The 20,881-nt window shown below is 71.3% G+C and carries 18 protein-coding genes; 8 read left to right on the top strand and 10 right to left on the bottom strand.

Going from position 1 to position 20,881, the window contains the following annotated elements; genetic code table 11:
- Nucleotides 1–35: 35 nt before the first annotated feature.
- From QQM72_RS17810 to QQM72_RS17800, 3 genes are all read right to left on the bottom strand, one after another.
- On the bottom strand, nt 36–1,682 hold the full coding sequence (locus QQM72_RS17810; RefSeq protein ID WP_314221857.1) for a polyamine aminopropyltransferase: 1,647 nt from the start codon (nt 1,680–1,682) through the stop codon (nt 36–38).
- A 96-nt stretch (nt 1,683–1,778) separates the two neighbouring features.
- A complete protein-coding gene (locus QQM72_RS17805; RefSeq protein ID WP_314221856.1) occupies nt 1,779–2,333 on the bottom strand; it encodes a DUF2617 family protein in 555 nt (184 codons plus the stop codon).
- 410 nt (nt 2,334–2,743) lie between these two features.
- Nucleotides 2,744–3,043 (bottom strand): hypothetical protein, encoded by a 300-nt coding sequence (locus QQM72_RS17800; protein WP_314221855.1) that lies wholly within the window; start codon nt 3,041–3,043, stop codon nt 2,744–2,746.
- 140 nt (nt 3,044–3,183) lie between these two features.
- Here QQM72_RS17800 and QQM72_RS17795 point away from each other — a divergent pair, with 140 nt between their 5' ends.
- From QQM72_RS17795 to QQM72_RS17785, 3 genes are all read left to right on the top strand, one after another.
- Nucleotides 3,184–4,383, top strand: coding sequence for a pyridoxal phosphate-dependent aminotransferase (locus QQM72_RS17795; RefSeq protein ID WP_314221854.1), 1,200 nt, complete (start codon nt 3,184–3,186; stop codon nt 4,381–4,383).
- Nucleotides 4,384–4,540: 157 nt separating this feature from the next.
- A complete protein-coding gene (locus QQM72_RS17790; RefSeq protein WP_037676836.1) occupies nt 4,541–4,798 on the top strand; it encodes a type II toxin-antitoxin system Phd/YefM family antitoxin in 258 nt (85 codons plus the stop codon).
- 10 nt (nt 4,799–4,808) lie between these two features.
- Nucleotides 4,809–5,069: a Txe/YoeB family addiction module toxin gene (locus tag QQM72_RS17785; RefSeq protein WP_314221853.1), complete on the top strand. Its 261-nt coding sequence runs from the start codon at nt 4,809–4,811 to the stop codon at nt 5,067–5,069.
- A gap of 128 nt (nt 5,070–5,197) precedes the next feature.
- On the opposite strand, the gene QQM72_RS17780 is transcribed toward QQM72_RS17785, so the two are convergent.
- On the bottom strand, nt 5,198–5,752 hold the full coding sequence (locus QQM72_RS17780) for a YbjN domain-containing protein (RefSeq protein ID WP_314221852.1): 555 nt from the start codon (nt 5,750–5,752) through the stop codon (nt 5,198–5,200).
- 142 nt (nt 5,753–5,894) lie between these two features.
- Here QQM72_RS17780 and QQM72_RS17775 point away from each other — a divergent pair, with 142 nt between their 5' ends.
- Nucleotides 5,895–6,410: a hypothetical protein gene (locus QQM72_RS17775; RefSeq protein WP_314221850.1), complete on the top strand. Its 516-nt coding sequence runs from the start codon at nt 5,895–5,897 to the stop codon at nt 6,408–6,410.
- 26 nt (nt 6,411–6,436) lie between these two features.
- Here the strand turns inward: QQM72_RS17775 and clpB are convergent, their stop codons facing one another.
- Nucleotides 6,437–9,040: an ATP-dependent chaperone ClpB gene (gene clpB / locus QQM72_RS17770; protein WP_314221849.1), complete on the bottom strand. Its 2,604-nt coding sequence runs from the start codon at nt 9,038–9,040 to the stop codon at nt 6,437–6,439.
- 119 nt (nt 9,041–9,159) lie between these two features.
- Between clpB and QQM72_RS17765 the strand changes: the two genes are divergently transcribed.
- On the top strand, nt 9,160–9,573 hold the full coding sequence (locus QQM72_RS17765) for a pyridoxamine 5'-phosphate oxidase family protein (protein ID WP_314221848.1): 414 nt from the start codon (nt 9,160–9,162) through the stop codon (nt 9,571–9,573).
- Between the two features lie 184 nt (nt 9,574–9,757).
- Here QQM72_RS17765 and QQM72_RS17760 read toward each other — a convergent pair whose 3' ends face one another.
- Entirely contained in the window at nt 9,758–10,093 is a 336-nt protein-coding gene (locus tag QQM72_RS17760; protein WP_054241900.1) for a Rieske (2Fe-2S) protein, read from the bottom strand.
- A 549-nt stretch (nt 10,094–10,642) separates the two neighbouring features.
- Here QQM72_RS17760 and QQM72_RS17755 point away from each other — a divergent pair.
- Together QQM72_RS17755 and QQM72_RS17750 are read left to right on the top strand one after the other, a co-directional pair.
- Complete coding sequence (locus tag QQM72_RS17755) at nt 10,643–11,491, top strand: helix-turn-helix transcriptional regulator (protein ID WP_399077653.1); 849 nt, start codon at nt 10,643–10,645, stop codon at nt 11,489–11,491.
- 175 nt (nt 11,492–11,666) lie between these two features.
- On the top strand, nt 11,667–12,725 hold the full coding sequence (locus QQM72_RS17750; protein WP_314221846.1) for a helix-turn-helix transcriptional regulator: 1,059 nt from the start codon (nt 11,667–11,669) through the stop codon (nt 12,723–12,725).
- Here the strand turns inward: QQM72_RS17750 and QQM72_RS17745 are convergent.
- Nucleotides 12,622–13,728: a helix-turn-helix transcriptional regulator gene (locus tag QQM72_RS17745; protein ID WP_314221845.1), complete on the bottom strand. Its 1,107-nt coding sequence runs from the start codon at nt 13,726–13,728 to the stop codon at nt 12,622–12,624. The genes QQM72_RS17750 and QQM72_RS17745 overlap by 104 nt on opposite strands.
- Nucleotides 13,729–14,446: 718 nt before the next feature.
- Entirely contained in the window at nt 14,447–15,556 is a 1,110-nt protein-coding gene (locus tag QQM72_RS17740; RefSeq protein WP_314221844.1) for a sugar ABC transporter substrate-binding protein, read from the bottom strand.
- Nucleotides 15,557–16,274: 718 nt separating this feature from the next.
- Here QQM72_RS17740 and QQM72_RS17735 point away from each other — a divergent pair.
- Entirely contained in the window at nt 16,275–17,561 is a 1,287-nt protein-coding gene (locus QQM72_RS17735) for a hypothetical protein (protein ID WP_314221843.1), read from the top strand.
- Between the two features lie 138 nt (nt 17,562–17,699).
- Here QQM72_RS17735 and QQM72_RS17730 read toward each other — a convergent pair whose 3' ends face one another.
- Nucleotides 17,700–19,430, bottom strand: coding sequence for a type IV secretory system conjugative DNA transfer family protein (locus tag QQM72_RS17730; protein ID WP_314221842.1), 1,731 nt, complete (start codon nt 19,428–19,430; stop codon nt 17,700–17,702).
- Between the two features lie 60 nt (nt 19,431–19,490).
- Nucleotides 19,491–20,879, bottom strand: coding sequence for a PQQ-binding-like beta-propeller repeat protein (locus QQM72_RS17725; protein WP_314221841.1), 1,389 nt, complete (start codon nt 20,877–20,879; stop codon nt 19,491–19,493).
- Nucleotides 20,880–20,881: the final 2 nt, after the last annotated feature.

The following is a 20,881-nucleotide window of genomic DNA, read 5'->3' as shown; positions in this document are numbered from 1 at the left end:
CGGGCCCCGGCCGGTGATACACCCCCGGCGCCGGGTCAGTACCGCGGATGCACCAGCGTCGAGGGCCGCAGCCCCGTCACCCGGGTCTCCTCCGCCGCGCGCGCGTCCGCCGTCAGCTGCGCCTGGGTCAGGGTGCGCGGCGGCTGCCCGAGCCGGTCCAGGCGCAGCGGCGGGCGGGTGTCGGCGGTGGCCAGGACGAAGCCCCAGTCGCGGGGGGCCCGGGAGCCGCCGGCGGCGTCCGGGAGCGCGGTGCGGCCGGCGTCGCGGCCGTCCACGCGGTAGGGGGCGGTGTGCAGGCCCGCCGCGCGCATCGTCGCCTCGACCGTCCAGAACGCGCGCGGCCTGCCGGCGACCGGGCCTGCGTGCACGACGAGGCGGCCGCCCGGGGCGAGGGCGCGGCGGGCGAGGCCGTAGAACTCCTGGGAGTAGAGCTTCGTGCTGGCCGTCATACCGGGGTCGGGCAGATCCGCGACGACCACGTCGTACGTCGCCGGAGGGGCCCCGCGCAGCCACTGGAAGGCCTCCCCCGTGGCGACGTGGACGCGCGGGTCGCCGTAGACGTGGTCGTTGATGCGGGACAGGCCCGGGTCGGTGCGGGCGAGCCGGACCAGGCCGGGGTCGAGTGCTACGACGTCGGCGCGGCGCACGCCGGGGTGACCGAGGACCTCGCGGGCGGCCAGGCCGTCGCCGCCGCCGAGGATCAGCACGCGCGCGTGGGGGCCGCTCATCGCGGGCTGGACCAGGGCCTCGTGATAGCGCCGCTCGTCGTGGCCGGCGAAGCGGAGCCGGCCGTCCAGGTAGAGGCCGAGGGGGCGGCCGTCGGTGCCGCCGGTGAGGACGATCTCCTGGACGCCGGTCCGCACCGCCACGCGTACGTCGTCGCCGTACACCGCCTGCCGGGCGGCCCGTTCGAAGTCGTCGACGAGGACGGCGGCGGAGGCGAGGACGCCGAGGACGGCGATGTTGGCGACGAGCAGCAGGCAGCGGGCCCGGCAGGTGAGGTCGCGCCGGAAGAGGCCCAGGACCAGGGCGGCCCCGGCCACGACGTTGACCCCGCCGGTCAGCAGGGAGCTGGTCAGCTGGCCCAGAAGGGGCAGCAGCAGGAACGGGAAGGCGAGGCCGCCCACCAGCGCGCCCACGTAGTCCGCGGCGAACAGGTCGGCCACCGCGCCGCCCGCGTCCTGGCGGCGGATGCGCTGGATGAGCTCCATGAGGAGGGGCACCTCGGCGCCGATGAGCACACCGATGGCGAGGGAGAACGCGACGAGGAGCACGCGGGGGCCGTGGGCCCACACTCCGCCCCAGTCGCCGGTCCAGGCGAACACCGCGTAGAGCGCCATGGCACTGCACCCGCCGACCAGCGCGAGGGTCGCCTCCAGGGCGCCGAAGCCGGCCGCGGCGAACCGGCGCAGCCGTTTGGCGGCGAGGGAGCCGACGCCCATCGCGAAGACCATGACGGACAGCACGACGGAGGCCTGGGTGACGGAGTCGCCCATCAGGTAGGAGGCGAGTGCGACGAGTTCCAGTTCGTAGACGAGACCGCAGGCCGCGCAGACGAAGACGCACGCGAGGACCAGGAACCGCCCGGTGGCCGGCCGGACGGGGAGCCGCGCGGACCCCGGCGGGGGCGGCTTCCGGTCCGGTCGGACACCGGGCGGGGCCGGTGCGTGCGGTTCGATCACGACTGCGACGTTACGTCACGGCACGGTTGCCCTTCGTCACCCACACGTGTGGAATCCGAGGTCGTTCGCGCAGCGGACGTTTGAGCCGCCGGCGCCTCAGACTCCCTGGGCGGAGGCGCTCACGGACAGGCCGGGATCGCCCGAGGCGACCCGGACGCCCACCCTCGTCCTGGTCGCCACCAGCTGCCCGTCCTGCGGGTAGGCGTGCCAGGTGCGCCAGTGCACCTGGCCGTCGCTGCGGTGGGCGAGCAGGGCGGTGAAGGCGTGCGGGCTGCCGGGGAAGACGCCGGCGAGGCCGTGCGGGTGCTCGGAGACGAGGGCCAGGAGCTCCTGGGCGCGGCCCTCGAACTGGCCGGGCGAGAGCTCCTCGACGCGCGCCGCGAACTCGTACTCCCAGTCGCCCACCCGCTTGGCGACGCCCAGCGGGAGCGGGGTGCTGCTGCCGGGGAGGCAGGCCACCGTCTCGGAACAACTGCCCTGCTCCTCCTCCAGCAGCACTTGGTGCGATGCGCCGAGCAGTCTCAGCTGCAACCTGGCAGCGGACAGTTCGAGGTCGAGTGTGGCGAGGGCGGGCAGCGGCTCTCGCCCCAGGGCCCAGGCGAGATCGGCCGCGCGCGTGTCGGTGTAGGAGGTGTTCAGGGTCGTGAGCATGGATCGGCTCCGCGGAGACGCAAAGAAAGGAGGGGGCAGGTCGGCGCACCCCGGTCGAAGCCGGGAGAACGGCCCCGGTCGGCCCGGTCCGGAAGGTCGTCCGCACGGGACGTCCGAAGGGGTCCGAGGGGCTGCGTTGGTGTTTTAGAGGGAATCATGAACTGCGGTGGCTCCACAGCGTTTTTACCCAACTTCGTGGGGTTTCCATCCCTCGGGGGGTCCACAGCTCAATTGTTCAACCATGGCGTACCCCAGGCGGCCCAGGCGTGCATCCGCGCGCCCCACATGAAAGGGGCGACCGCGGGTAGACGATGCGGCCGCCCCGAGCGTGCGACCGCGGAGCCCCCTGGTCAGGTCGGGCCCCGCGGTCCGGATGCGGCTCCCCCCGCGGGGAGCTCGGCTGCCCCGTGTCAGCTGCCTCCGCCGCATCCGCCGCCTCCGCCGCAGGACGATCCGCCGCCCCCGCAGGACGACCCTCCGCCGCAGGAGTGGCCTCCGTGGTGACCGCCGCCGGAGCCGCCGTCCCCACCGCTGTCTCCCCCGCCGGCCCACCAGCTGCCGCCGCCACCGCCGGCCGCGCTGCCGCCCGCGCTGTAGCGGCGCGGCCGGCCGCCGCGGTACGACCTCGCGGCACCGCAACTGCCGGCGTTCACCAGCAGGGCCGCCACGAGCACGATTCCGATCACCGCCAGGATGATGCCGAAGACCATGGCGCCACCCTCCTTCCGTGTCCCCCGAAGCGGCCCCCCGTGGGCGCCTCGCGTGGCGTCCGAGCGCCACGTGCACGGGGGATGCCCGCCCGTCTCATCTGCCAAAGCAGAGTTGAGGAACTCCAGAGCTTCGGCGCAGGATGACGGGCATGACCTCCACCGCGCGCCCCTTCCTCAACCGCCGTCTCGCCGAGTTCGGGACGACGATCTTCGCCGAGATGTCCGCCCTGGCCGCGGCGACCGGCGCGATCAACCTGGGGCAGGGTTTCCCCGACACCGACGGCCCCGAGGAGGTCCGCGAGGCGGCCGTGCGGGCGCTGCGGGACGGGCGCGGCAACCAGTACCCGCCGGGGCCCGGCGTCCCCGAGCTGCGCACGGCGATCGCCGACCACCAGCGCCGCCGCTACGGCCTCTCCTTCGACCCGGACACCGAGGTCCTGGTCACCGCGGGCGCCACGGAGGCCATCGCCGCCACCCTGCTCGCGCTGCTGGAGCCGGGCGACGAGGTGGTCGCCCTCGAGCCGTACTACGACTCCTACGCGGCCTGCATCGCGATGGCGGGCGCCACGCGGGTGCCGGTCACCCTGCGCCCGGACCCCGAGCAGGCCCGTTTCCGCCTCGACCTGGACGAGCTGCGCGACGCGGTCACCGGGCGCACCCGGCTGCTGCTGATCAACACCCCGCACAACCCGACCGGCACGGTCCTCACCCGCGAGGAGCTGACCGCGATCGCCGAGCTGGCGGTGGAGCGGGACCTGCTCGTCGTGACGGACGAGGTGTACGAGCACCTGGTGTTCGACGAGGCCGAGCATGTGCCGCTGGCGACGCTGCCCGGGATGCGGGAGCGTACGGTCACCATCGGGTCGAGCGGCAAGACGTTCTCGTTCACGGGCTGGAAGGTCGGCTGGGTCACGGCGGCGCCCGCACTGGTCACGGCGGTGCGCTCGGCGAAGCAGTTCCTGACGTACGTGTCGTCCGGTCCGTTCCAGTACGCGGTCGCCGAGGCGCTGGCCCTGCCCGACAGCTACTTCACCGCCTTCCGCGACGACATGCTCGCCAAGCGGGACCTGCTGGCGGGCGGCCTGGCGGAGGCCGGTTTCGGGGTCTTCAAGCCGGCCGGAACCTACTTCGTCACCACCGACATCCGCCCCCTGGGCGAGAGCGACGGCTTCGCCTTCTGCCGCGCGCTGCCGGAGCGCGCGGGAGTCGTCGCCATCCCCAACGCGGTCTTCTACGACCACCGCGAGGCGGGCGCCCCCTTCGTCCGCTTCGCCTTCTGCAAACGCACTGAGGTGTTGACGGACGCGGCGGAACGGCTCCGCAAGGCGTTCGCACACTGACCGCCGCTCTGCCGGGCCGGTCGTCACACTGCTCTTCGCCTGCCGTCCCGCCACAGAACTTCCGTACCCGGTGCCGCCCGGTCACGGCCGTCATTCTGCCGCTTGCCGCACCACAGGCATCGACGTACAGTTTCTTGTACGTCAAGGAGGGTTGATCGTGAAGACCATGACCTATTCCGAGTCGCGCGCGCGGTACGCCGAGGTGCTCAACTCCGTCACCGACGACCGCGAAGAGGTCGTCATCACCCGGGCTGGACACGAGCCGGTCGTCATCGTCTCCCTCGAGGACTACGAGTCCCTGAAGGAGACGGCGTACCTGCTGCGAAGCCCGGCCAACGCACGGCGCCTGCTCGCGTCCATCGACGAGCTGGAAAACGGCGGCGGCACCGTACGCGAGCTGGCGACCGACGAATAAGGGCCGCAAGTTGAAGATCACCTTCTCCTCCCGCGCCTGGGAGGACTACCTGTGGTGGCAGCTTCAGGACCGGAAGATCCTGAAGCGCATCGACACGCTCATCGCGGACATCGCCCGCAACGGCAACGAGGGCATCGGCAAACCGGAACCGCTCAAGCACGGGTTCCAGGGCTACTGGTCGCGCCGCATCAACGACGAGCACCGACTGATCTACAAGGCCACCGAGGACGGCGTCCTGATCGCGCAGTGCCGCTACCACTACGAAAGCTGACAGGACTCGAGGATCGGGCACAGACCCCGCCGGTCCCGGCATCGCGCGGTGATCATCACGAATGAGTGTGTGAACACGGCGTGGTCCAGGTCACGGCGGCGCGCTCGGTGCTCAGGCAGGTGTGGGGACTAGTTGTCGCCCTCGGCGCCCTCGGCGCCGTCTTCGGGCTTCTCGTCGGCCTCGTTGACCGCCGACTCCAGGCCCAGCTGCTCCACGAGCCACTTGTCGAACTCGATCGCCGCCCGCACCCAGCTCACCGTCGAGGAGACGAAGAGCTCGATGTTCACACCGGCGCCGATCAGCAGCTGCGCCTCGCCGATGAGGCGGACGGTGCCGTCGTCGTGGGTGTGGGTGTAGACCTTCGGCCACAGGGTGCGGCGGTTCCAGTCGTCGATCGACTCGAGCAGCGCCACCTTGTCGTCGATCTTGTGGGGCCGGTCGTAGAACGTCCGCACCGAGTAGACCGCCTGGTCCCCCTCGCCGCGGAACATGAAGTAGGTACGGAACTCCTCCCACGGCGCCGCGAGGTCACCCTCGTCGTCGACGACGTACTTCAGCTCCATCTGGTCGAGGAGCTGCTTCACGAGATCCTGATCCGGGACGACGGGGCCCGCCGGTCCACCCTGGGGCTGCGGCTCTGGCTGGCCCCCGAAGTTCGGAATCGAGGACGGGTCGATGCTCACCGTGTTTTTCCCTTCGTACGGATCCCGCCATCCTCCCCCATGCGGGGAGGGGGGTGGCAAGCCCAGCACGGGCCTGTCAGCCGTGAGCTGACATGATCCGGCCTGTTGCGCGAAGGGGCGGTGACAGGTGGAGGGGAATCGCATGGCGAACGGACGAAGCGGGGCCGGCGTCCTGCCGGGACCAAGGCCACGGGGCCGGACCAGATGGGGCCTGGTGGCGGCGATCCTGGCCCTGCCGGTGCTGCTGGTGGTAGGTCTGCTGGTGCTGGCCGGCGTCTGGTTGCTGACCGACGACGAGGAAGTGGACGGGACCCGGCTGAAGAAGGTGCCCTGTGCCGAGGCCATGGCGTTCGGCGGGGCCGAGCTGCCGGCGGGCGCCGAGGACGCCTCGTGCACGGTGCAGTCCTGGCTGGACACGAACTACCAGGCCGACTTCCGGATGCCGCGCGCGGACTTCGACGCCTGGCTGACGAACACCTATCCGGAGGTGACGGAGTCGGGCGGCCCGGGCACGCAGACCTGCGTACCGGGCTCGGACTACTGCCTGCAGCTCGACGTCACCGAGCACCCCGGGGCGGACGCCTACTACGTCAACGTGAACGCGACGTACGTGAACGCCGAGACCGTGCGGGTGCGGTACTCGGCGTTCACGACATGACGTGAGCAGGGGCGGGGGCGGGGGCGCTACAGCGTCTTGCCGGTCGCCGGGCCCACGATCAGGCCCTCGCCCTCGCCGAAGGTGTCCACCCGGACCGTGTCGCCGTCCTTGATCTCGCCGGCCAGGATCTCCTTGGCGAGCCGGTCGCCGATGGCCGTCTGGACCAGGCGGCGCAGCGGACGGGCGCCGTACGCCGGGTCGTTGCCCTCGTCGGCGAGCCAGGCCAGGGCCGCGTCGGTGACCTCCAGGGTGAGGCGGCGTTCGGCGAGCCGCTTGGCCAGGCGGTCGATCTGGAGGCGGGCGATCCGCTCCAGCTCCTCCTTGTTCAGGGCCGAGAAGACGACCAGGTCGTCGAGCCGGTTGAGGAACTCCGGCTTGAACGAGGCCCGCACCACCTCAAGGACCTGCTCCTTCTTCTCCGCCTCGGTCGTCACCGGGTCGACCAGGTACTGGCTGCCCAGGTTCGACGTCAGCACCAGGATGGTGTTGCGGAAGTCGACCGTGCGGCCCTGGCCGTCGGTCAGCCGGCCGTCGTCCAGGACCTGGAGCAGGACGTCGAAGACCTCCGGGTGCGCCTTCTCCACCTCGTCCAGCAGCACCACGCTGTACGGGCGCCTGCGCACCGCCTCCGTGAGCTGGCCGCCCTCCTCGTAGCCGATGTAGCCGGGGGGCGCGCCGACCAGGCGGGCGACGCTGTGCTTCTCGCCGTACTCCGACATGTCGATGCGGATCATGGCCCGCTCGTCGTCGAAGAGGAAGTCGGCGAGCGCCTTGGCCAGCTCGGTCTTGCCGACGCCGGTCGGGCCGAGGAAGAGGAAGGAGCCGGTGGGGCGGTCGGGGTCGGCGATGCCGGCGCGGGAGCGGCGTACGGCGTCGGAGACGGCCTGCACCGCCTGCGCCTGGCCGATCAGGCGGCGGCCGAGCTCCTCCTCCATGCGCAGCAGCTTCTGCGTCTCGCCCTCCAGGAGGCGGCCCGCGGGGATGCCGGTCCAGGAGGCGACGACGTCGGCGATGTCGTCCGAGCCGACCTCCTCCTTGACCATGGTGTCCTTCGCGGCCTCCTCCTCGGCCTCGGACGCGGCCTCCAGGTCGCGCTCCAGGGTCGGGATCTCGCCGTACAGCAGCTTGCTGGCGGTGTCGAAGTCGCCGTCGCGCTGGGCGCGCTCGGCCTGGCCGCGCAGTTCGTCGAGCTTCTCCTTCAGCGCGCCGACCCGGTTGAGGGACTGCTTCTCCTTCTCCCAGCGGGCGGTGAGCAGGCGCAGCTCCTCCTCCCGGTCGGCGAGGTCGCGGCGCAGCTTCTCCAGCCGCTCGCGGGAGGCGGCGTCCGTCTCCTTGCTGAGCGCCAGCTCCTCCATCTTCAGCCGGTCCACGGACCGCTGGAGCTCGTCGATCTCGACCGGCGAGGAGTCGATCTCCATGCGCAGGCGGGAGGCCGCCTCGTCGACCAGGTCGATGGCCTTGTCGGGGAGGAAGCGGGAGGTGATGTACCGGTCGGAGAGGGTCGCGGCGGCGACCAGGGCCGCGTCCGCGATCTGCACCTTGTGGTGGGCCTCGTAGCGGCCCTTGAGACCGCGCAGGATCGCGATGGTGTCCTCGACCGACGGCTCCGCCACCAGCACCTGCTGGAAGCGGCGCTCCAGGGCCGGGTCCTTCTCGATCCGCTCCCGGTACTCGTCGAGCGTCGTCGCGCCGACCATGCGCAGCTCACCGCGCGCGAGCATCGGCTTGAGCATGTTGCCGGCGTCCATCGCGGAGTCGCCGCCGGCGCCCGCGCCGACGACCGTGTGCAGCTCGTCGATGAAGGTGATGATCTGCCCGTCGGAGTCCTTGATCTCGGCGAGGACGGTCTTCAGCCGCTCCTCGAACTCGCCCCGGTACTTGGCGCCCGCGACCATCGCGCCGAGGTCGAGCGCGACGAGCCGCTTGTTCCTGAGGGACTCGGGCACGTCGCCCTTGACGATCCGCTGGGCGAGGCCCTCCACGACGGCGGTCTTGCCGACGCCGGGCTCGCCGATGAGGACGGGGTTGTTCTTGGTGCGCCGGGAGAGGACCTGCACGACGCGCCGGATCTCCTGGTCCCGCCCGATGACCGGGTCGAGCTTGCCCTCGCGGGCGGCGGCGGTGAAGTCCGTCCCGAACTTCTCCAGGGCCTTGTACTGCCCCTCGGGGTCGGCGCTGGTCACCCGGCGCCCGCCGCGGGACTTCTGGAAGGCCTCCTGGAGCTTCTTCGGGGTCGCTCCCTGCCGGGCCAGCACGTCAGCGGCCTGTCCGCCCTTGGCGGCGATGCCGATGAGCAGGTGCTCGGTCGACAGGTACTCGTCCCCCAGGTCGCCGGCCCGGCTCTGCGCGTCGGCGATGACGGACAGCAGCTCGCGGTTGGGCTGCGGGGGCGCGACGGTGGACCCGGTCACGCTGGGCAGCGCGCCGAGCACCTTCTCGGCCCCGGCCCGCACGGCCGCCTGGTCCGCGTCGACGGCGGCGAGGAGATCGACGATGTTGTCGTTCTCCTGCCCCTGGAGCAGAGCGAGCAGCAGATGGGCGGGGATGAGGTCGGCGTGTCCCTGGGACACGGCCCTGTTGCTGGCCGCGTTGATCGCGTCCCGGCTCCGGTTGGTCAGCTCGGCGTCCACGTTCGCTTTCTCCTCCTGGCGTCAGCACTCCCGTTTCTGACTCAGTCAGCGTACACAAAGTTGAGTCTATTCCGCTCAAGGTGTGCGCGGGAGTCCGGGGACGGGTTAGGTTCCGGACCATGGCCGCATACCCCCAGGACCCGGGCGCCCCGGACGCGCCGTATCTCGCCTTCTGGCGCGAACGGCACCTGTGCACACTGACCACACCACGTCCGGACGGCAGTCCGCACGTGGTTCCGGTCGGAGTGACATACGAACCCGGGGCCCGGCTCGCCCGGGTCATCGCCGACAAGCGCAGCACGAAGGTCGGCAACGTCCTGGCGGCGGGGCCGGACGGCGCCCGGGTCGCGGTGTGCCAGGTGGACGGCCGGCGCTGGGCCACCCTGGAGGGCAGGGCGTACGTGCGCGAGGAACCGGACCGGGTCGCGGAGGCGGAGCGCCGGTACGCCGAGCGCTACGGGCGCACGCCGAGCCCGAACCCCACACGCGTGGTGATCGAGATCGAACTGACCCGCGCGATGGGTCGCGGCTGACGCGGGCGAGGTGACGCGCGGCGGGGATGACCAGATCCGTCCCCGTCGTTTTTCGGCCAACGCTCAAGCGGGTGCATGTGCGGAAATGTCCCCGCAAATTACAGCGGCGTCACCGTGTTCAGGTCACGGTGACGCCGCTGCGGGGGGAAGCACCTGAGCGATCTGTTACGACGGGGGAATCGCGTCAGGCACTGCGGGGGGTGGCTGAGATGGTCTTCAGGGGCGGGGTCTCGGGCTCCACGAGCCTGTGGTCCCGCTGGTCCAGGTTCACAAAGATCATTCCGTAACGAATGGCGCACCGCACGGGCTGCGGCGCCCCCCGGGGCTTGCGCAGGCACCGGTAGGCCCGTACGTCCTCGTCCTCGTCGCGCGTCACGACCACCGGCTCGCCGAACACGGTCACCATCAACGAGTCACCGCTGTGGGGGATGGCGGTGACCAGGTCGATGAAGTGCCAGCCGGAGCGGTAGGCGGTGGCCATTTCGCGGCGGAAGGAGCGGTCGTCGGGTGGAGTGGTCATGACTCGGCGACCCACGTACTGTCGCCGGGCGCGACCCACGTACTGTCACCGGGCGCGACCCACGTGCTGTCACCCGGCACGTCTGCCGCCGTGATCACCCACGTGCTGTCACCGGGCGCGACCCACGTACTGTCCGCGGGCGCCGCGACGGTCTCGGTACCCGTGCTCCAGGTACTGTCGCGCGCCGTGTCACCCGTCGTTCCCGCAAGGCCACTCAGCGCCCCGAAGGCCAAGGCGGCGGAGAAGGCGGCGGCAAGCGCCGAGCGAAGCATTCTCTTATGCATAGTCGGCTTCGTCCTCATTTGAAGGTCACCTCTCCCCCGTCCACTACGACGATGGCCCATTCGGGCACGTCATGGCCACACAATCGATGCATCATGTTCCTGCACGTTCAGGACCCTGGGGGGTGGAGATTTGACGAAAAATGAGACAAAGCAGACACATCCTCATGCGTCGACTGAGCTGTGCGAGGAAGGTCGCCGTCTCTATGGGAACGCTCTTCGGACGGGCCGCATAGCCCGTGCGGACGTGGAGCCTGCTCCGTGTTTGATGGAGTTCGCCCTGCTTCATGCGGACCCCGACGACGCGAACTGGCTACGTCCGGTGCCCCCGTCGATCGCCCTGTCCCAGCTGCTCAACCCGATCGAACGCGAGATCACCCAGCGCAGACGGCTGTCGGTCGAACTCGCCGACGCTTTCGAGCCGTTCATGACCCTCAGCGCCCAGCCGACGCCGACCACACACTCGATCACGGTGCTGGAGGGCATCGACCGGATCAACGCGGCACTCGATCTGGCCACCTCCCAGTGCCAGACCGAGATGCTCACCGTCCAGCCGAGCCGCCGGCGCCTCGAACACACCCTCGTACAGGGCCTCGAGCGCGACAGACCGCTGATCGAACGCGGCTGCCGGATCCGGACCCTCTACCAGCACACGGCCCGGTACAGCCCCGAGACGCTGGCCTACGTCTCCCAGTTCACCGACGGCAAGGTGGAGTACCGCACCATCGACGAACTCGTGGAGCGGCTGATCATCTGCGACGAGACCGTCGCCTTCATCCCGACCCGGGACGACGGACAGGTCGCCCTGGAGCTCCGGCACCCGGGACTCGTCCGCTACCTGATCAAGGTCTTCGAGTTCATGTGGGGCCGCGCGGTCCCGCTGGCCACCGGCGCCCCCTACGAGACCGCCCCCGACGGCATCACGGAGATCCAGCACTCCATCGCCAAGCTCCTCGTCGAGGGGCACGTCGACGAGGCCATTGCCCGCCGTCTGGGCATGAATGTACGCACCTGCCGAGCCCACATCGCGAAACTCGCGAATGCTCTGGGCAGCGGCAGCCGCGCCCAACTCGGCTTCCTCATAGCCCAGTCGGGGATCCTCAAACAGGAACCCTGACCCTTCGGGCGGGCCCGGAACCGAGAACCGGGGACGGCACGCCCGCGCCCGGCCGGACCGCGCACCTCCCGGCCCCGCAGTCCACCGTCCGCCGCCCGCAGTCCGCCGTCCGCCGTCCGCAGCCCGCAGCCCACCGCCCGCCGTCCGTCGTCCTCGAGCAGGAGAGAGATTCGCAGTGAACGCGCCGCCGCACGCCCACCACGGCGTGGAAAACCTGTGCGCCGCCGGCACGAACCTCTACGAGGCGGCCCTGCGCGACGGACGGGTCAAGACCGAGGAGGCCGAGACGGCGGCCCCCTGTCTGCTGTCCTTCGGCCTGCTGCACCCGCTCGTGGACGACCCCGAACAGCTCGAACCCGTCTCCCCCGCCCTGGCCCTGCACCGGCTGCTGCGCGCCTCGGGCACCCGCATCGCCGACGAACGGCGCCGCGAGGAACGACTCGCGACCCTGTTCGAACCCCTGATGCGGATCACCGGCAGCCGCACCGCCGCCGCCGATCCCGCCTCCCTGCGGCTTCTCAGCGGCACGGAACAGATCAACGGGGCCATCACCGAGGCGACGGCCGAGGCGACGGACGAACTGCTCTGCATCCAGCCCAACGTCCACTACAGCGGGCCGCGCGGCGAGACGGCCCAGACCGTGGCCATGGCTCGCGACCAGGCCCTGCTCGACCGGGGCTGCCGCATCCGCACCCTCTACCAGCACACCCAGCGCCACCAGCCCCTCGTCCTGGCCCGCTACGAGCAGCTCCGGGGCGACGTGGCGGCCCGGACCCTCGACGAGGTCACCGACCGCCTGATCGTCATCGACGGCAAGGTCGCCTTCATCCCCGCCGGAGAGGACGGCCGACTGGCCCTGGAGGTCCGCCACCCCGCCCTCCTCACGTACTTCACCGTCACCTTCGACCGCCTCTGGCGGCTGGCCACCCCGATGTACCCGCAGGCGGTGCACCGCCCGTCCCTCAACGGCGTCACCCCGCGGCAGCAGGCCATCGCCGCCCTCCTCGTCGAAGGGCACACCGACGCCGTCATCGCCGACCGCCTCGGCATGAACATCCGGACCGCACGCGTCCACATCGCCAAACTCGCCACCACCCTCGGCAGCGAGAGCCGCGCCCAACTCGGCTACCTCATCGGGCAGTCGGGGATCCTTGACCGGGAACAGAACCGGAACCGGGCGCAGGAGCAGGAGCAGCGGCCGGATCCGGACCGGCCCCCGGCGCCGGAAGACTGACCGACGGCGGCTCCGCCTCCCCGGACGGCCGGTCGAGGCCGACCTTCGCGATCCGCACCCCCAGCTGGGTCCGGCTGGCCGCGCCCAGCGTCTCCGACAACCGGGCGATGTGCGCCCGGCAGGTGCGGACACTGATGCCCAGGCGCTCGGCGATCACCGCGTCCTGGTGCCCCTCCGCCAGCAGGGCGGCGATGGACTGCTCCCGGTGCGAGATGCCCTCGATCCGGGTCTCGGGCAGGGGCGCGGTGAGCGGGATCGCCAGCCGCCACAGCCGCTCGAAGACCGTCACCAGGTAGGAGACCAGGGCCGGGTGGCGCAGCTCCAGGGCCATCGTGCGGTCGGTGTTCGCCGGGATGAAGGCGACCGTGCGGTCGAAGAGGATCAGCCGGTCGATCACCTCGTCCAGCGTGCGGGCCTCCACCGCGTCGCCCATCAGCTCCAGGTACGTCAGCAGGCCCTGGCCGTGCCGGGCGACGTGGTTGTAGATGTCCCGCATGCGCACGCCCCGGCCGCGCAGCTCCAGCGCCCGGTGCAGGCCCTCCGACAGCTCGTGCTCACGCCGGATGCCGCCGGGCTGCACGGTGAGGACCTCGGTCGTGCACGCCACGGTCGCCGCGTCCAGGGCTGCCTGGATGCGGGAGGCGCCGTCCAGGACCCGGATCGCCGCGCCCTCGCCGGCCGTCCCGCCCCGCGCGGGACCGCCGAGGCCCGCGTACCACTCGAAGGCGGCGACCGCCGAGCCCATCCGGCGCCCGCTCGCGCTCACCTCGTCGTACAGACCGCGCAGCAGCCGGGTCATGACCTCCTGCGGGGAGGTCGGCACCAGCCAGTCCATGTCGTCGGGATCGGGGTGCAGCAGGGCGAGTTCCAGGAGGCACGGGACCGGCTCGGCGTCGGTCCGCGCCACCCGACCGCGCCGCACGGCCCGGGAATACACGCGATCCCCGGCGTCGCACAGTCGGTCGGCACCGTGTGGATGCTCCTCCGTCCCGTGCCCGGCCATCGCCCATCCCACCCCCGCCGTACACCGCTTCCGGAGCGCAACTATGCGCGGCCCGGACCAGCTCCGCAACACGGCTGCCCCGGCCGACGCCCGGGAAAACCACCGGTCTGTTCCTGTTTCTCCCGGCCTCCTCCCCTCGCACTGCAACAAGCTGACGGTGGTGCCGGGCGCCCACGGCAAGGCATGGTGGGTTCCGCTTGCCCCCGGGTGCTCCCCACTCGGGGGAGGGCGCAGCCAACCCGGCCGGACCACGGGGGAGTCCGGCCGGGCAAGGCCACGGGGGAGTCCGGCCGGGGCAAGGCCACGGGGGAGTCCGGCCGGGGCAAGGCCACCCGGGGGGGGCGGCTGGTCCAAGGCCACGGGGAAGTCCGGCCGGCCCAAGGCCACCGGGGGGCGGCCGGGCCAAGGCCACGGGCCACCGCGCTGCTCACGGCGTCGAACTACCCGGCGGGGTACGCATCCACGTCGCCGGCATCTACCTGGCCGACCAGCGCCGCGCGGTCTCCCGTACGGGCCCCTACGGCTGTCCGGGGCTCGTACGCGGGGAGCTTCGTCCGGCGGGGAGCTCGTCCGTGGCCGCGCCCTCTGGTTCGGGCTCGGGCGGGTGCGGGTGCGGGTGCGGGTGCTCGGCCGGTGCTGTCCGAGCCGGTACGGTCCGGGCGGGTGTTCGGCCCACCCTGAGTCCCGGGACCGCGAAGTCCCGGGACCGTGGCTCGGATCAGAGCAGGTCGAGGGCCTGGCAGGCGGCCTTGTACTTGGCGGTGCAGATCTCGGAGACCTTGTAGATGCCGTCGGCGACGATGGTCGACTTGATGTTGCTCTTCGTCAGCGCGACCACGGTCACCAGCTTGGCCGGGATGTCCTTGTTCGTCGGGCTGTCGACCCGGTCGCGGGTGAGGGCGTCGAACTGGATGTCGCGGCCCTGGACCTTGGCGACGGCGGCCTCGGCGGCGGCCTCGGCCTCGCCCGGGTACGGCTTGTAGACGCTCATGAACTGCTCGCCGCTGATGATGCGCTGCACGGCCGCGAGCTCCGCGTCCTGGCCGGTGATCGGAGGCAGGTCGCCGTCGCTGACGCCCGCGGCCTTCAGTGCCTTGATGATGCCGCCGGCCATGGCGTCGTTGGCGGAGTAGACGCCGGCGATGTTGGACACGCCCAGCGCCTCGATCGCCTTCGTCATGTTGGCCTCGGCGATCTCGGGGCTCCACTTGTCGGTGTCGTACGACTTCGCCACCGTGACCCGGCCGTTGAGCTCGTTGAGCGCGCCCGCCTTGAACTGCCCGGCGTTCGGGTCGGTGGGCGAGCCGTTCACCATGACGATCTTGTCGCTGGCCTTGACGCCGGGGATGGCCTCCACGAGGGTGCGGCCCTGCACCTCGCCGACGAGCTCGTTGTCGAAGGAGACGTACCCGTCGATCGGCCCCTGGGCCAGGCGGTCGTAGGCGATGACGGGGATGTTCGCGTCCTTGGCCTTCTGCACCATCGTCGCGATCGACTTCGAGTCGACGGCGTCCAGCAGGATGACGTCGACCTTCTCGTCGATCATCTTCTGCATCTGGGTGAGCTGCGTCTTGGCTTCCCCGGCGGCGTTCGCGTACTCCGTCTTGCCCTTGTTCTCGGTGAGCTCGGCGACCTTCTTCTTGATGATGGGGTAGTCGAAGTCCGCGTACCGGGTGTTGGTCTCCTCCGGCATCAGCACGCCCACCGTGACGTCGTTGCTCCGGGTCGGTGTCGCGCTGCTGCTGTTCTCCGAGGCCCCCAGCATTCCGCACCCGGCGAGCGACAGGGACATCGTGGAGGCGACCACAGCTATGGCGATACGACGCATTCGGGGGCTCACTTCAGGTGCGTTCGGTGCGATTCCGGACACATGGGTGTGACATGTAGACCCAGGTGTCTGAAAAGACAACGCGGCGGCGGCCGTCGGCGTCAAGCGGAACTACTTAACGAAGTAGCAACATCACACTCCGCTTAGCAGGTGAAGACACATGGAGAGCACGCGGAGACGTTGAAAAGACCTGGACAGAGAAACAGCCGACGAGTGGGCAAAAAGTCGCACGCCCAGGACAGTTCCTCGCGGGTCACGATCACGACGGCCTTCCTTCCGGCCCGAGGGACGCATCAATCCCGCCAGCCTCGCCACGGCCGTCGTACCGACCACGACCGGCTGCCTCCGCACCACCGCCGTCGCCCCCGCGCGATGCCCCCGCGCGACGACAACCGCCTCCGCAGGGCACGGCGGAGCGGAGCGTGACCCCCCGGATATAGGCCCGTGACCAGCGGAATCATCGCTTCCGGCGCTGTTGCGAACTGGTGACGGAGCGACGATTGATCACCTGTGAAATCCGGGTGAAGATGAGTGCACCGCGAGCCGCCGGGGGGACAAGCAGTACCGGCGGGCGGTCACTTCTCCGCGTTCTCGTCGCACGTCTCTTCGCACGTCTCTTCGCACGTCTCGTCGAACTTCTCGTCGAACTTCTCGCTCGTGTCTTCGCCCGCCGTCACCACGGCGTGCCCTCGCTCACTGATTCCTTGGGGGATTCATCATGTCCGCTGGTTCCGTCGCCGCCCGCCGCATCCGCACCGTGGCCGCGACCGCCGTCGTCACCGCGGTCGCCGGCGCCGCCTTCGTCCCGGCCACCGCTGTCGCCGCCGACAAGGCGGGCGAACACGCGCTGAAGATGACGCTGGGCGCGCCCTCCCCCACCGGCCCGCTCAAGCGCGGCGGGGCGACGGAGTCGATGATCCTCACGGTCGCCAACTCCTCCGACAAGGCGCAGGACTTCTCGGCCTGGCTGCCGGGCACGCCGGACGGTCCGAGCCCGGTGCTGAAGGACTCCATCGTCTTCGACGTGACCGCGGTCGACGCTCCGGCGACCAAGTCGGCCGTCGGCCGCCAGGACGGCTCCTTCCAGGGGCTGTTCTTCCCGGCCACCGGGAACGCGGCGTCCACCTTCTCCATCCCGGCGAAGACCGAGTACACCTGGAAGGTCACGGTCGGCCTCGGCGCCTCCTACCCCACCAACGACGGTGACTTCACCCTCACCGCCGGGCGGCTGATCGGCGACACCGACGACGACCCGTCCCGCAACACCCAGGTCTTCAAGACCGACCCGGCGATCACGCCCGGCAAGCTCAACGTGGCGTGGGAGCAGAAGACGGGCGCCGTCGCGCGGCCCGGCCAGCGTGCCGAGCTGGTGCTGAACGCCACGGCCACCGGCCCCGGCGAGTTCCCCGCCGAGCTTCAGCGCACCGTGTCGGCCCAGCAGTTCCGGGAAGGCGCGGGCAACCCCGACTTCGTCCTGGAGGCCGAGGTCGACGGCAAGCTCGTCAAGCTGGAGGAGTCCAACGACAGCGAGTGGGAACTCCCCGCCATATCCAAGGGCTTCGGCTCCTCCAAGGGCACCGAGAGCATCAAGCTGTACCTCTCCCTGGGTAAGAAGAGCGACATCAAGAAGGACACCGTCGTCCCGCTGGAGGCCCTGTTCTCCATGGCCGACTCCTGGGGGTTCAACGGCGCCCAGACCAAGGTGAAGGCCGGCCCGGCCCTGGTCACCCCGCCGAGCGGTACGCCGTCCACGACGCCGTCGGCGTCCCCGTCCGCCTCGGCCTCGGCCTCCGCGTCCCCGTCGGCATCCGCGTCCGGCTCCGCGGCCACCAGCACGGGCGGCACGACCGGCGGCACCACGAACACCACGAGCACCACCGGTTCGCTCGCCGCCACCGGTTCGGGCGGCGGTGTCCTCTACGGCGCACTCGCGGCCGCCCTGCTGGCCGTCGGCGGTGCGGCGGCCTGGTTCGGCACGCGTCGCCGACGGACCGCGCGCGTCTGATCCCGACGGACGGCGGACGACGGACGACTGACAGCGGACGACTGACCGGGAAGGCGCACGAAGACGACGGACAGGGGAGGGGCCCGGAGGCAGTCGCCTCCGGGCCCCTCCCCTGTCCTCGGTGCTGCCGCCGTCGGCTCAGCGCGCCCCGGGGTCGTACTTCTTCAGCGAGGCCTGGACCTCGGCGGCGTACGCGCCCTCCCACCACGGGACCGTCTCGACCAGCACCGGCTTGGTGCCGGAGGCGAGGACGAGGGCCCGGCCGGGCGGCATCGCGCCGAGGTCGGAGACCTGGAGCACGCGTTCACGGCGCGTGGACTCGCTGATCGCGCGGTTGCCGGACCAGCCGCCGAACTCCGACTCGCGGCTGGTCTGGTACTCACGCAGCTCGTACTCGCCGGCCAGCTCGCTCAGGTCGCCCAGGAAGCGGGTGTCCGAGACGCCACCGCCGTAGACGCGCACGTTCGCGGCGGACCACAGCTTCTCCATGCCGCGCTCGCCCCACACCTCGATGCCCTGCGCCCAGGACTGGAGGATCGTCATGAGGATGATCCCGCGCGAGCCGTAGTGCGAGTACAGGTCGGGCAGGGTCCGCCAGCGGCACACGTTGGCCGCCTCGTCGAGGACGCCGACGAGGGGCAGCGGGAGACGGCCGCCGCGCTGCGTGGTGGCGTACTCCTCGGCCGCCTCGACGACGGCCACGGTCAGCGCGGTCACCAGCGGCCCGGCGGAGTCGCGGCCCTCCCGGCTCAGCGAGTACAGGGTGCCGCCGGTGCGGACGAACGCATGCGGGTCGAACTCGCCCGCGTACTCGTCGGCCGGGGGCGTGACCCACCGGTTGACCTCGGGATTGACCAGGCAGGACGCCATCTGCTGGGCGACACCGTAGATGCCGCTGCGCTGCTTGTCGGGGGCGTTGATCACGCCGGCCAGCCCGTCCGCGGACATGGCGTGTCCGGCGCCGCGCAGGATCCGCTCCGGGGCGTCGTCCCTGGGGTTGGACAGCCAGGTGTAGATCTGGGTGATCGGCGCCTTGGCACAGGCGGCGGCCAGCAGCAGGTTGGCGAGCAGGTCCTGGCCGGCCGGGTCGAAGAAGGCGTCGGTGGAGGCGTTGGCGTCCCGCGAACCGCTGGCGAAGTGGTCGGCCATCTTGCGGGCCCTGGCCACGTCGGTGACGTACGACAGCGGGTTCCACCACCAGCTCGGCTCCTCCTGCGCGACCTGCTGCGGGTCGAACACCCACACCGGGCCGCGCGCGGTCCGCGGCCCCCGGGTCGCGTCCACGATGTCGCGCTTGTTGGAGGTCACGAGGACGGCGCCGGGCCCGTCCAGGATGGCGGGAATGGCGCGCCGGGTCGTCTTACCGGTCCGCGGGCCCCAGATGTCGACGTGCATGTCCTCGTACGACCCGTACAGCGGCTGACGCCCCTTGACGGACCGTCCGATGAACACGCCGGGCGTGCTCGACCGCACTCCGAGGCGCTCGGCGGTGGCGGCCGCGCCCTTCATCGTCAGCTTGCCCAGCTCCTCGCCCTTCGCGAGGTGCTGGGCGGCACCGTCCACCTTGGGCTTGTTCCTGAACCGCTCCCGCACCCGGTAGGCGGCCAGGCCGAGCATGCCGACCACCACCGCCTCGCCGGCCGCGACGGCACTGGCCGCCGAGCCCGGCCAGCTGTAGTCGCCCTTGATCACCTCGACGAGGAACGTCAGCGGGTTGCCGGGCGGCGCCGGCGCGTCGGCGTACCCGGCCCCGACCTTCGCCGCCAGCCAGGCAGCGGCCCCGACGAGGAGCACGACCGCGACGGCGATGACGATCTCGAAGGTCCAGTCGTCCTCGGCGCGGGGTTTCTTCTGCTGTTCTGCGGTCACCCGCGGGTCCGTCCTTTCTGGACTGTGGAACTGTCTGGGAAGCTCGGCCGAGGGTTCCGGTCAGGCCTGCGTCGCCGCGAAGGCGAAGAGAGCGTTGTCAGTGGTGACGAGCGTGTAGCCGTTGCCGGTGAACTCCAGGGGGATGTCCACGTCCTCGGGGAGCATGCCGAGAAGTCTCCCGCTCCCCATCACCAGGGCCGCGGCCTTCTGGTCGAGCTCCGCGTACAGGACACCCCCGGGCGTCACGGTACGCGGCCGGATGTCCTCGGCGCCCGCCCCCTGCCGCCACAGTTCGGCGCCGGTGCGGGTGTCCCATGCCACCGCCCCTTCGGCGAAGTTGACGGCGGCGGTCCGCCCGTCCGGCGAGACGACGGGGGCGGAGACCTGCGTGAACTGTCTGAGCGTGGTGCGTGGGCCGACGGTCGCAGTGGCGCCGGTGCGCAGATCGACCGTGGTGAGCACCGCGTCGTCGGAGCCGCTCGCCGACCAGACGAGGATCCCCTGGTCGCCGTGGAGGGGGTAGAGCTGGGCGTCGGGTTCCTCCTGGCCCACGCTCCGTGCGGCGATGGCATCGGGCGGGGTGAGGTTCGCCGTGGTCCACAGGGACCTGCCCGTGCTCTGGTCGGTCACCGACACGGGCTCGTTCACGCCGGTGCCCCGGGTCGCGTATCCACGGCCGGTGTCGAGCGGTTCGGTCTCGGCGGGCAGGACGAGGTTCCGGCCGCCGCCGATCGGGGCGAGGGTGCGGTCGTCGTGGACGTCGCCGGGGAGCAGTACATGTCCACGCACGACCGGCAGTGCGGCCCGCTCCTCGCCGGTGTAGGCGGAGCTGCCGAGCTTCGCACCGCTCGGCGCGTACATGGTGTAGACGGTCGTGGCGGCGGTGTTGCCCAGGCCGCCCTCCGTGGTGTCCTCGCAGTCGCGGATCAGGACGGCCGGGGAGCCGTCCTGCCAGGTGCCGACCTGGACCCGCGCGGCGGGCCGCGGTGCGTCGCCGTCGGGGTCGTAGGCGCAGGTGACCGCGAACGATCTGCGCTCCTTGCCGGTGGCGGCGTCGTAGAGGTGGGCCAGGAAACGGGCGGTCTGCCGCTCTGTCTCACCGTCGGCCACCGGATCGGAGAGGTCCTCCACGAGGAGGAAGGCGTCGCCGACGACGCAGGTGCCGGTCTCGGTCTGCCGGTCGGCGGGAAGGGCGGCTTCGCCGGCGCACCGCCGGCTCCCGTCGCTCTGGCGGGCGAGACTCCACGCGGGTTTCGTGGCGAGGCCGGGGATCGTCTCGCCCGGGTAGCGCGCCTGCCGTGCCGCGGAGGCCGATGCCCGGGGCCGGTCCTGGCCGGTCGCCTGCGCGCCCGCCCGACCGTCGTCCTCGCCCCCGCAGCCGGTGACGAGTCCCAGGGACAGGACGGTCCCGGCGGCGAAGGCCGACAGGGGGTGCCGTGCGGTGGCCACCG

Origin of the sequence: Streptomyces zaehneri (assembly GCF_032248645.1) — a bacterium.
Taxonomy (GTDB): Bacteria; Actinomycetota; Actinomycetes; order Streptomycetales; family Streptomycetaceae; genus Streptomyces; species Streptomyces coriariae.
This window is presented reverse-complemented; position numbering and strand designations above follow the sequence as displayed.